At 72.9% G+C, this 11,763-nt stretch carries 9 protein-coding genes; 3 read left to right on the forward strand and 6 right to left on the reverse strand.

The window, feature by feature from the left end:
• Window positions 1-212: 212 nt before the first annotated feature.
• Window positions 213-1,787 carry a S8 family peptidase gene (locus ACFWBW_RS10375; protein ID WP_385370292.1) on the reverse strand — a complete coding sequence of 525 codons (1,575 nt, stop codon included), beginning with the start codon at window positions 1,785-1,787 and terminating at the stop codon, window positions 213-215.
• 219 nt (window positions 1,788-2,006) lie between these two features.
• On the opposite strand from ACFWBW_RS10375, the gene ACFWBW_RS10380 reads away from it, so the two are divergent.
• A complete protein-coding gene (locus tag ACFWBW_RS10380; protein WP_385370294.1) occupies window positions 2,007-3,128 on the forward strand; it encodes a pyridoxal-phosphate dependent enzyme in 1,122 nt (373 codons plus the stop codon).
• Window positions 3,129-3,229: 101 nt separating this feature from the next.
• A complete protein-coding gene (locus tag ACFWBW_RS10385) occupies window positions 3,230-4,120 on the forward strand; it encodes an EamA family transporter (protein ID WP_385370296.1) in 891 nt (296 codons plus the stop codon).
• A 23-nt stretch (window positions 4,121-4,143) separates the two neighbouring features.
• Here the strand turns inward: ACFWBW_RS10385 and ACFWBW_RS10390 are convergent, their stop codons facing one another.
• The 5 genes from ACFWBW_RS10390 to ACFWBW_RS10410 form a co-directional block, all read right to left on the reverse strand.
• Complete coding sequence (locus ACFWBW_RS10390) at window positions 4,144-5,034, reverse strand: trypsin-like serine peptidase (RefSeq protein WP_385370298.1); 891 nt, start codon at window positions 5,032-5,034, stop codon at window positions 4,144-4,146.
• Window positions 4,950-6,005 carry an alpha/beta hydrolase gene (locus tag ACFWBW_RS10395; RefSeq protein ID WP_385370355.1) on the reverse strand — a complete coding sequence of 352 codons (1,056 nt, stop codon included), beginning with the start codon at window positions 6,003-6,005 and terminating at the stop codon, window positions 4,950-4,952. The genes ACFWBW_RS10390 and ACFWBW_RS10395 overlap by 85 nt, the downstream gene beginning before the upstream one ends.
• Window positions 6,006-6,278: 273 nt before the next feature.
• A complete protein-coding gene (locus tag ACFWBW_RS10400) occupies window positions 6,279-7,532 on the reverse strand; it encodes an alpha/beta hydrolase-fold protein (RefSeq protein ID WP_385370300.1) in 1,254 nt (417 codons plus the stop codon).
• A gap of 185 nt (window positions 7,533-7,717) precedes the next feature.
• Complete coding sequence (locus tag ACFWBW_RS10405) at window positions 7,718-8,359, reverse strand: response regulator (RefSeq protein ID WP_385370357.1); 642 nt, start codon at window positions 8,357-8,359, stop codon at window positions 7,718-7,720.
• A 35-nt stretch (window positions 8,360-8,394) separates the two neighbouring features.
• Window positions 8,395-9,705, reverse strand: a complete 1,311-nt coding sequence (locus tag ACFWBW_RS10410) for a sensor histidine kinase (protein WP_385370302.1) — start codon at window positions 9,703-9,705, stop codon at window positions 8,395-8,397.
• Between the two features lie 109 nt (window positions 9,706-9,814).
• On the opposite strand from ACFWBW_RS10410, the gene ACFWBW_RS10415 reads away from it, so the two are divergent.
• The gene (locus tag ACFWBW_RS10415) at window positions 9,815-11,731 is read left to right on the forward strand and encodes an FtsX-like permease family protein (RefSeq protein ID WP_385370304.1); all 1,917 of its coding nucleotides are present in this window, start codon (window positions 9,815-9,817) and stop codon (window positions 11,729-11,731) included.
• Window positions 11,732-11,763: the final 32 nt, after the last annotated feature.

Raw genomic sequence — 11,763 nt, forward strand, 5'->3', positions numbered from 1 at the left:
TCGTCCGTGTTCGGTGGTCCCAAGGATCTCCGGCAAAGGGATCGAAAGCGCTCGAGACGTTGCCAAAACGGGATCGGCCGCAAAAACGTCCCCCCCCGCCTGTTCCTCGCGTCCCTGCTGCCCGGGCATGGGAACCGGGGCGTCAGAACCTGAGCGTCAGAACCTGAGCTTCAGAACCTGAGCTTCAGAACCCGAGCCGCAGAACCCGGTCGTCAGAACTGCAGCGCCCAGGAGTCGATCTTGCCGGTGTCGATGTTCGCGTTGTCGTTGACCCGGAGCTTCCACACGCCGTTGGCCACCTCGGAGGAGGCGTTGACCGCGACGGTCTTGATGATGTTGTCCGCGCTGCCGCCCGAGCGGTTGTGCAGGTTGTACAGGGTGCCGTCGGGGGCGACCAGGTCGACCTTCAGGTCACCGATGTAGGTGTGCTTGATGTCGACCGAGACGCTCAGCGTGGCCGGGGCGTTGCCGGAGATCCCGCTGACGGTGAGCGGCGAGTCGACGGTGGCGTTGTCGGCGATCGCGTAGTCGTTCAGGTTCTCGAAGCGGGTGCCCGGGTTGGGCGGGGTGGTACCGGTGCCGACGCGGAGCAGGCGGTTCGGGGAGCCGGTGCCGGGGCTGGTCACCACGTTCGGGGTCGAGGCGGCGACGAGGCCCGCGGAGATCTGGGCCGGGGTGCTGCCCGGGTTGTCCGCGAGGTAGAGGGCGGCCGCGCCCGCGACGTGCGGAGAGGCCATGGACGTGCCCGAGATGGTGTTGGTGGCCGTGTCGCCCGTGCCCCACGTGGAGGTGATCGAGGAGCCCGGCGCGAAGAGGTCCAGGACGGTGCCGAAGTTGGAGTAGCTGGCCTTGGCGTCCGTGTTGGTGGTGGCGCCCACCGTGATCGCCTCGGCGACGCGCGCCGGGGACTTGGTGGAGGCGTTGGCCGTCTCGTTGCCCGCCGCGACGGCGTAGGTGATGCCGCTGGCTATGGAGTTGCGCACGGCGGTGTCCAGCGCGGAGTCCGCGCCGCCGCCCAGCGACATGTTCGCCACGGCCGGCTTGACGGCGTTCGCGGTCACCCAGTCGATGCCCGCGACGACCTGGGCCGTCGTGCCCGAGCCCTGGTTGTTGAGCACGCGGACGCCGACGATCTTCGCCTTCTTGGCCACGCCGTACGCGGTGCCCGCGACGGTGCCGGCGACGTGCGTGCCGTGGCCGTGGCCGTCCTGGGCGGTGTTGTCGTTGTCGATGGCGTCGTAGCCGTCGGCGGCGCGGCCGCCGAAGTCCTGGTGTGTCTTACGGACGCCCGTGTCGATGATGTACGCCGTCACACCCTCGCCGGCCTTGTCCGGGTAGGTGTAGCTCTGGTTCAGCGGGAGGGCCGCCTGGTCGATCCGGTCCAGGCCCCAGGAGGGCGGGTTGGGCTGGGTGGCGTCGACGGTGAACACCCGGTTCTGCACGACGGACTTGACCGCGGGGTCGGCGGCGAGCTTCCTGGCCTGCGCCTCGGAGACCTCGACGGAGTAGCCGTTGAGGGCCGCGCTGTAGGTCCGGTCGATCCTCGCGCCGTACCGCTTGGCCACGGCCTTTCCGCTGTCCGTGGTGGAGCGGGCGGCGGAGTCCTTCAGGGTCACGATGTAGCTGCCGGAGATGGTGCCCTCCGCGCCGGCGTTCTCGATGACGCCCTGCGGGGCGAGCGGGGCCGCCGAGGCGGGCAAGGCGAGGGCGGCTCCGAGAGCGAGGGCCAGTGTGGCGGTCGCTCCGATGCCGGTGATCTTCCGGCGGGTGTGACGCGTCGCAGACATCTGAGGGGTCCTCCTCATAGGTGGTGCGTTGCGGGGGGTGCGCGGCCGTCGGGCTGTCTTCAGGGCATGGCTTTTAGCCATGCACATGTCAATCAATTCGGCCCAACGATGCGCCGCTGACGAAAGGTTGGCCCACGGAGTCGCTCCACCACAAGAGGACAACGAACGCGTAACATCCGTGCCATACCTCGGCCATGAACGAGCAAAGGCTCACCGCACATGACGCACGCACTACCCGGCTACGTCTGCGCCGCAGACGGCACCCGCGCCGACGCGCGGACGGCCCCCTGGTGCTGCCCGGTGTGCGGCGGCCCGTGGGACCTCGACTTCGCCCCCGACCCGGCCGCCGTGCTGGATCCCGCGGCCGGCCCCAACTCGCTCTGGCGCTACGGCTCCGCACTGCCGCTCACCGGCGCGTTCGCCGTCACGCTGGCGGAGGGGAACACCCCGCTGGTGCCGCTGGCGGAGCGGGTGCACGCCAAGCTCGACTTCCTGATGCCCACGCTGTCGTTCAAGGACCGCGGCGCGGTGATGCTCGCGGAACTGGCGCGCCGGCTGGGGCCGGAGCGGGTGGTGGCGGACAGCAGCGGCAACGCGGGAACGGCCTTCGCGGCCTACTGCGCGCGGGCCGCACTGCCATGCGAGGTCTTCGTGCCGGAGGGCACCTCGGCGAAGAAGACCGAGCAGATGCGCGCGCACGGCGCGACGGTGACGGTGGTGCCGGGCGGCCGCGAGGCGGCGGCGGTGGCGGCCCGCGAGGCGGCCGACATGCCGGGGGTGTTCTACGCCAGTCACGTCTTCAACCCGTACTTCCTGCACGGCACCAAGACGTACGTCTACGAGATCTGGGAGGCGCTGGGCGGCCACCTGCCCGAGGTGATCGTCGTCCCGGTCGGCAACGGCACCCTGCTGCTCGGGGCCGCGCTGGCGGTGGAGGAGCTGGCCCTGCGCGGGGTCCGCCCGCCGACGCTGATCGCCGTCCAGTCGGCGGCCGTGGCCCCGCTGGCCTCCGCCTTCCACGCGGGCGCCGAAGACTCCGACGCCGTACCCCAACTCCCCACTCTGGCCGAGGGGATCGCGATCCCGGCTCCGCCGCGTGCCCGCCAGATCCTGGCGGCCGTCCGCAAGTCCGGCGGGACCTTCCTGACCGTCACGGACGACCGCGTCCGCGCGGCCCAGCTCGACCTGGCCCGGCGCGGCCTCTTCGTGGAACCCACGGCCGCCGCCTGCTGGGCCGCCGTCGGCCCCACCGCCCCCGACGACCCCCTCCAGGGCCGCACCGCGGTCGTCCCGCTCTGCGGCGCGGGAGCCAAGACGGGACTGGCGGCGCCGGCGGCCTGAGGGCGGCCTGACGGTGGCCCCGACCGGGCCGCCCGACCGGAGGGCCACCGTCCGGGGCACCGCCCGATGGATGCAGAGGCCAACGACATAGGCTCCGTGTCATGCGCACCCCAACGACCCGTGTCTGGATCGCCCTCGCCCTCGTGTACGTCGTCTGGGGTTCGACCTACCTCGGCATCCGGATCGTCGTCGAGACCATGCCCCCCTTCCTCTCCGCCGGGGCCCGCTTCATCACCGCCGGCCTCCTCCTGGCCGGCATCGTCGCCTGGAAGAGCGGCCCGGCCGCCCTCAGGGCCACCCGCGGCGAGGTGCGCTCCGCCGTCGTGGTCGGGCTGCTGCTGGTCCTCGGCGGCAACGGCCTCGTCGTCCTCGCCGAGACCTCGATCCCCTCCGGGCTGGCCGCCCTCTTGGTGGCCGCCGTACCGATGTGGCTGGTCCTGCTGCGCGCCGGCTCCGGCGACCGGCCCTCCCCCCGCACCCTGGCCGGGGTGCTGCTGGGCCTCGGCGGGCTCGCCGTCCTGACCAGCCCGGGTCTCGGCGGGGAGATCGCGCTCGGCGGGGTGCTCCTGGTGCTGGCCGGCTCGGTGTGCTGGTCGCTCGGCTCCTTCTCGGCGGCGAAGCTGACCCTGCCCGCGAACCCCTTCACCGGGAGCGCGTACCAGATGCTCGCGGGCGGGGCGGGCGGGATCCTCGTCGGCCTGTGCCGCGGCGAACACCACGGGCTGGACCTCACCTCGTACTCCACCGCGTCCTGGCTGGCCCTCGGCTACCTCGTGCTGTTCGGCTCGCTCGTCGGTTTCACCGCGTACGTGTGGCTGCTGCGCGCGGCCCCGCTCTCGCTGGTGGCCACGTACGCCTACGTCAATCCCGTCGTGGCCGTCGCCCTGGGCTGGCTCATCCTCGACGAGGCCCTGACCTGGCCGATCCTGCTCGGTGGCGCGATCGTCGTGGCGGCGGTGTGCGTGATCGTGAGCACGGAGCGGCGCGGCTGAGGGCGCAAGGGCCCACGGGGGCCTCAGCCGGTGGCCTTCGCCGCCCGCTCGTAGAGGGCCTTCGCCCGGTCGTCGAACAGCGCGGCCGTGGAGTCCACGTCGGTGTCGCCGCCGCTCAGCACCCCGATGAGCTGCCCCGGCCGCCCCGGTCCGCCGCGGTCGGCGATCCACGGGCTGCCGCTCGTCCCCGTCCAGAACCCCGAGCAGCTGATGTAGAGCATGGCGGGGTCGTCCTCGTCGTGCCGGCTCTGCGTCGTACAGGCGACGGGCTTGTTCTCGGGGTTGTGCTCGGATTCCGGATAGCCGACGACCGTCACCTCCCGCTCGTAGCCGGAGGTCCAGACGGGCTTCGGAGCCTCCCCGCGGCCGACGACCTCCTGCAGGCTGCGCCCCTCCGCGTCCGGTTCGACGCTGAGGAAGGCGAAGTCGGCGGTGTCCTCGCCCCATTTGCTCCAGCGCTCGTCGACCTGGACGGAGCGCACCTTCCACAGCCCGAGGGGCTGCTGCCCTGAGCCCTCGCCGGAGAAGGCGGGGGCGAAGGAGAGCTCGCCGATGGCCAGCCCGTCGTGCGCGGCCTCGCCCGGCACGCCGTCCTCGCCGGCGGGGGCCACGCAGTGCGCGGCGGTGGCGACGACATTGCCCTGCGGGCTGTCGACGACGCTGGCCGTGCACCAGTGCTCGCCGCCCGCCATGAGGACGCCGACGGTCGGGAAGGGGAGCACCGCGCGGTCCTCGTAACCGCCGGCGTCCTTGACGAACACCAGGGCGAGCAGCGCGGCGACCCCCGCGAGGGCGGCCGAGACGATCCCGATCCCCTTGATGCCGGGGCTCACCGCGAGGCGGCGCCGCCGGCGCCGCCGCTCGGGGCCGGCCGGGGCTTCGGGGTGGGTGCGGACATCACCTTGCTGATCCACTCCAGCGCGCCCTCCCTCATCCCGCGTACGTACGACTTCCCGTTGTGCTCACCATCCTGGATCACCTGCAGCCTGGTGTGCACGGGACCCCCGCCGTATTCCTTCATGAACCGCTCGGCCTTCTCCCGGCCGGTTTCCTTGGTGCCGATCTGGAAGTTCACGTAGACGTCGGGGCCGCCCGCCGCGATCAGCTTCGCGGCGAGCTTCTCGGGGTTGTTCTCGTCCATGGCCTGCGTGTTCCCCTTCCACAGCGGGGAGTCGGGGACGATGTCCACGCCGCTCGCGATGGCCGCCTTGAAGCGGTCGGGGTGCTTCAGGACGTGTTTGAGGGCTCCGAAACCACCCGACGAGGAGCCCATGAAGGCCCAGCCGTCGCGGGAGGTGAAGGTGCGGAAATTGGCCTTCGTGAAATCCGGGACGTCCTCGGCCATCCAGGTGCCCATCTTGGGCTGGCCGGGGATGTCGGAGCCGTCGAAGTGGTGCTTCGTGTCGGCGTTGATCACCGGCATGATCAGGATGAAGGGCAGGCTCTTGCCGGACTTCGCCCCGTCGCTCACGGCCTGCTGGAGGCCGAGTCCGGGGCCGGTCCCCCAGTAGTTCGTGGGGTAGCCGCGGCCGCCGGGCAGGGAGATCAGGACCGGGAAGGCGCTGTCGGCGTACGCCGGGTCGTCGTACTCCTTCGGCACCCACACCCACACGTCGCCCGTGAACCCGGACTTCTTGCCCTTCAGGGTGGTCTTGCCGATCTGGGTGCCGTCCGGCAGCCGGGAGGTCCGGACGAACGCGGCCTTCGGCCCGGTCGGCTCGAGCGCGCCGGGCCCGGCGTCGGAGCCGGTGGAGGCCGCGGGCCGGGGCTGCCCGAAGGCGACGGGATCGCCTATGTCCGAGAAGAGGCCGTAGTGGTACGCGGCCGCCCCGCCGCCCGCCAGGAGGGTGAGCCCGAGACCCCCGCCGATCAGGATCAGGCGCAGCCGGCGCCTGGGGCGGCGGTGCCCGGTCGCGGCGGCGCCGTCCCCGGTCGCGGCGGCTGTGCCCGCTGCCGTCGCGCCGGGTTCCTCGGTCGTGGCGGTGGCGTCACCCTGCAGGTCTTGGTGCACGGATCGTTCCCGTTCCTTCTCCGGCGCCCTCCGGGAGCGCGGGTTGGACCGTTTGGTCCCCCTTACATCCATTACAGAGGTGTGAACGACCGGATGGGTTGCCTGGGACGGGTGGACGTGGCGAGGGGCACACGGGGGCGATCGCGGTCAGCCCGATGCGGGCTTGGGACCCTTGAGCACCTTGCTGACCCACTCCAGCGAGCCTTCCTTCATGCCGCGCACGTAGTGCCAGCCGTTGTGCTCGCCGTTCTGGATGTCCCGGATGGTCATCTTGACCGGGCCCTTGGCGTACTTCTGCCGGAACTGCGTCATGCGCTCCTTGCCGCTCTCCTTGGTCCCGATCTGGAAGTTGATGTAGACCTCGGGGCCGCCCGCGTCGATCAGCTTCTGGGCGAGCTTCTCGGGGTTGTTCGCGTCCATCTCCGCCTGGTGGCCCTTCCAGAACGGGGAGTCGGGGACGATCTCGCCGCCGCTGGCGATCACGGCCTTGAACTTGTCCGGGTGCTGGAGGACCTGCTTCATGCCGACGAAGGCGCCGGAGGAGGAACCCATGAAGGCCCAGCCGTCGCGGGACTTGTACGTACGGAAGTTGGCGCGGGTGAAGTCCGGGACGTCCTCGGCGATCCAGGTGCCCATCTTGGGCTTCCCGGGGATGTCGGAGCCGTCGTAGTAGTACTTCGGGTCCGGGTTGAGCACCGGCATGATCACGATGAACGGGAGGCTGGTGCCGGCCTTGACGCCTTCACCGATGGCCTTCTGGAGGCCGAGGCTGCGGTCGGCCCAGTAGTTGTTCGGGAAGCCGTTGCCGCCGGGGAGCGCGATGAGCACCGGGAAGCCGCTCTTGGCGTACTTCGGGTCGCTGTACTCCTTCGGCGTCCACACCCAGACGTCGCCCTCGAAGCCGGACTTGGCGCCCTTGAGGCGGGTCTTGGCGATGATCGTGCCGTCGTCGAGCTTGGCGGTCTGCTTGAACGCGGAGGCCGGGCCGGTGGCGAGCTGTACGTCCGGGTCGCCGCTCGGCGCCGGCGGGCTCGCGGAGGCCTTGCCCGGGCTGCCCTGTGCCGCTCCGGTGTCGGCGGAGGGCGGGGTCGCGCCGAAGCTCACCGAGGAGCCGTTGCCGGAGAACCAGTCCAGCTTCCAGGCGGCGAAGCCGGCGCCGCCGAGGACGAGCACGAAGGCCATGGCCGCGCTGGTCCACAGCACGCGGCGGGAGCGGCGCGCGGGCTTGCGGGAAACGGGGCCGCCGGGGGGCCCGGGTATGTGCGGGGGGACGTAGGCCTCGTCGCGGTACGCCGGGTCGTCATCGGGGTGATAGGGCCGGTACGGCGGGTGGGACCGGTACGGCTGGTGGGACTGGTACGGCTGGTCGTCGGGCCGCGGGCGCTGCGGGTCCTGGTGCACGAACTTCGCTCCGAACGGTCATGGCTGCCCCCCGGTGGGGCAGAGGGGACTGGGGATCCCCCTAGTCCTGATGTGTGAATCCCCCGGAAAGTTCCAAATCAGCGCAAAAACATGATCCGAATTCCCGGGCACCTCACCTCAGCGCGTCGAGGACCCCCGCGCTCGGGCCGGGGCGGCGGGTCCCGTCAGCCCCGCAGGTAGGCCAGGACGGCCAGGACCCGGCGGTGGGACTCCTGCGCCGGGGGCAGGTCGAGCTTCATCAGGATGTTCCCGATGTGCTTGCCCACCGCCGCCTCCGAGACGGTGAGCCGGCGGGACACCTCGGCATTGGAATGCCCCTCGGCCACCAGGGCGAGCACCTCCCGCTCGCGGGCCGTCAGCCGCTCCAGGGGGTCGCGCCGGCGGCTGATGAGCCGGCGCACCACCTCGGGGTCGACCACGGTCCCGCCGGCCGCCACCCGCGCGACCGCGTCGAGGAACTCCTCCACCTGCCCGACGCGGTCCTTGAGCAGGTACCCGACGGCCGTCCCGTCGCCGGAGTCGAGCAACTCGGCGGCGTACGAACGCTGCACGTACTGGGAGAGGACCAGGACGGGCAGGTCCGGGCGGGTCTCGCGCAGCCGCACGGCCGCCCGCAAGCCCTCGTCGGTGTGGTCCGGGGGCATCCGCACGTCGGTGACGACGATGTCCGGCCGGTGCTCGGCGACGGCCGCTTCGAGCGCGGCGGCGTCGCCGACGGCCGCCACCGTGCGGTGGCCGAAGCGGGCGAGCAGCCCGACGAGGCCCTCGCGCAGCAGCACGGAGTCCTCGGCGAGGACCACGCGCAGGGGCGGCCGGGTGACGCCCGCGGGGGCGGCCGGGTTCACCGGGCCTTCGGCGCCTTCGGTGCCTTCGGTGCCTTCGGTGCCTTCGGAATGCAAGGGATCTCCACGCGCAGCAGGGTCGGACCTCCGGGAGGACTGGTCAGGGTCAGTCTGCCGTCCACGACGGACACCCGGTCGGCCAGGCCGGTCAGTCCGCTCCCCTTCGCCGCGTCCGCGCCGCCGCGGCCGTCGTCCGCCACCTCCACGGTCAGGCGGGCCCCGTCGTGGCGGCCGGTGACGGTGATCCGCTTCGCCCCGCTGTGCCGGGCCGCGTTGGCGAGGGCCTCGCTGACGAAGAAGTACCCGGCGGACTCGGCCTGTTCGGGCAGCCGGCCGGGAAGCTCGAAGTCGGTGTCGACGGGGATCGGCGACCGGTCGGCGACGTCGGCGACGGCGTCGGGCAGCCCCCGGTCGGTGAGGACCTGCGGGTGGATGCCGTGGATGAGCTCGCGCAGCGAGGTGAGCACCTGCCCGGCCTCGGCGTGCGCGGCGGCGAGCTGCCCGGCGAGCGGGCTGCCGGCCGGAGCGTCGAGCCGGGCCAGCCCCAGCGTCATGGACAGCGCGACGAGGCGCTGCTGGGCGCCGTCGTGCAGGTCCCGCTCGATGCGCCGGCGCTCGGCGTCGAAGGCGGCCGCGAGCCGGGCCCGGGAGCTGGTCAACTCGGTGAGCTTGACGGCCAGATCGGCCGGTCCGGGGCTGAGCATCAGCCGGGCCAGGGCCGCCCGGGCTCCGGCGAGCACGCCGAGCCCGTAGAGGAGGAGCGGGAGCAGCAGCAGTCCGACGGCGGCGCACAGCAGGGCCTCCGGGTAGCCGGTGATGCCGTGGATCTTGAGGGGGTTGACCTGTTCCCCGTCGAGGGCCAGCAGGACGGGGGTGGCGATGAGGTCGGCGGGGAGGACGAGGGCGGCGCCGACGGCGAGCAGTTCCAGCGGCCACAGGACGGTGGCGGCGAGGAGCACGTAGCCCAGTTCCCGCCAGGTCGCCTGCTCGCTGAAGCGGGTGCGCGCCCACGCCCCGAGCCCCGTACGGTCCGGATCGCGGTGCGGGTCGGGCACGGGCACGGGGTCGACCAGCCGCAGCCGGCGGCGCTCCAGGGCCGCGTAGGGCACTCCGGCCAGGGCGAGCGCGGCGAGCAGCGGGAGGCCGACGAGGACCACGGCGAGAACCGTCCCGGAGACGGCGAGGAGGAGCATGACGAGGAAAGCGAAGGCGCCGCCGAGGCCGCCGCCGAGCAGGTAGGCGGCGGCGCGCCAGGGCCGGGCGGAGCGCAGGTACCGGCCCGGTTCCGGGCCGAGGAGGGAAGGCGGCATGGGTCCACGGTAGGCGGCGGGCGCGGGCGGCGCGGTAGGGCTGGCCCTACCCCTGATACTCGCCCCTGCCCCGCTGACCCGGGGCCGCGCGGACGGTTGTCTGGGAACCATGCTGAAGATCGCGTTGAAGTCGCTGCGGCGGCGCTGGACGGCACAGGTGGGAACCTTCGTGGCGGTGGCCCTGGGGGTCGCGCTGATGACGGTCATGGGGCTGGGGCTCGCCGCGTCGGCGGCGCTGCCGCCGGGGGCCGAGGTGGTGGGCCTCAACTCGATGCTGGGCACCGCGGGCGGGGTCAGCTCGTTCGTGGCGGCGTTCGTGGTGGCGTCGACCTTCTCGTACGCGGTGGCCGCGCGGCGGCGCGAGTTGGGGCTGCTGCGGCTGGCCGGGTCGACGCCGGGGCAGCTGCGGCGGCTGGTGCTGACGGAGGCGGCGGCCGTCGGGCTGGCCGGGTCCGCGGCCGGGATCGCCCTGGGCCTGGAGGGTGCCCCGCTGATGGCCCGCTGGACCGTGGCGCAGGGGCTGGCGCCGGCCGGGTACGCGATCGGGGACCAGAGCTGGCCGCTGCACACGGCGTTCTGGACGGGACTGCTGGTCGCGGTGTCGGGTGCGTACGCCGCTTCCCGGCGGGCGGGCCGGGTCGGTCCGCTGGAGGCGCTGCGCGAGAGCGTGACCGACGAGCGGCCCATGACTCCGGGGCGCTGGGTCGCCGGGGGCGGGCTGCTGCTGTGCGCGGTGGCCTTCGTGGGGTGGCGGCTCGGGACGGATCCGGGCTCGCTGCTCAAGCGCAAGACGTACACCGTGCAGCCGATGCTGCTGATCTCCGCGTGCGGGCTGCTGGCTCCGGTGCTCGTACGGCCCGTCGTACGGCTGCTGATGTGGGTTCCGGTCCGGCTGACCTCCTACGCCGGCCGTCTGGTGCGGGCGAACGCCGCGGCGGGGATCCGCCGGACGGCCGCGGTGGCGGCGCCGGTGCTGGTGATGGTCGCGCTGACCGGATCGCTGCTGGGCTCGGCCTGGACCCTGAAGGAGGCGAAGGCGGTGGAGGCCCGTGCCCGGACCGGCGCGGACTACGTACTGACCGGCGGGCGGCTCCCGGACTCGGCTGCGGGCCGGGGATTCGCCGGCGTCCCCGGGGCGAGCGCCCTCGCGGTGGCCGACACCCGGCTGACGGTGCTGGAGGAGGGGTTCGTGAAGGTGCCGACGGAGGCCTTCGCGGTCGACCCGGCGGCGCTGGCGGAGGTCTCCCGGCTGCCGGTGGTGGCGGGCTCGGTCGCCGACCTGGACGACGGGGGCATCATCGTCACGCAGGAGTGGTGGCAGCACCGGGTCGGGGACTCCGTACCGCTGTGGCTGGCGGACGGCACCGAGACCCGGCTGCGGATCGTGGCCGTGATGAGGACGGGCACCGGCGACAACGGGGCCTACGTGACCCCGCGCAACGCGCCCGGCGCGAAGGTCTCGCGCATCGAGGTCAAGGCTCCCGCGTCCGCGGCCGCGGCGATCGGCGGGGCGGCGGCCCGGTACGGGGCCACGGCCCACACCACGGAGGAGTGGCTGAGGGCGACGCACCCGCGCATCAACCGTTTCACGGTGCTCGGTTACGTCCTGGTCCTGGGCATCGCGCTGCTCTACACGGCGATCGCGCTGGCCAACACGCTGCTGATGGCCACCTCGGACCGGGGCGCCGACCTGCGTCTGCTCCGGCTGGCCGGGGCCACCCGCGGCCAGGTGTTCGCCGTGACGACGGCCGAGTCCCTGCTGGCGGCCGCGGTCGGAGCGCTCCTGGGGACGGCGGTCACGGCGGTCAACCTGGCGGGCATGCGCGCCGCCCTGGCGGTCCTCGGGGTCGACTCGCCGGTGGTCGTCCCCTGGCTGCCGATGGCCGCGGTCGCCGGTGTCTGCGCCGCGCTCTCGGCCCTGTGCACCCTGCTGCCGGCGGCTCACGTCCTGCGCCGCCGGGCGGGGCGGCGCAGGACGCGGTCGGGTGAAGTGCCCGGTGTAGACGCCGGGTTGGCCTCGGTCTGAGCACCCACCGCGAAGGGCCTCCCGGCCGAAGC

The sequence above is a fragment of the Streptomyces sp. NPDC059957 genome (genome assembly GCF_042730015.1).
In the GTDB taxonomy this organism is placed as follows: Bacteria; Actinomycetota; Actinomycetes; order Streptomycetales; family Streptomycetaceae; genus Streptomyces.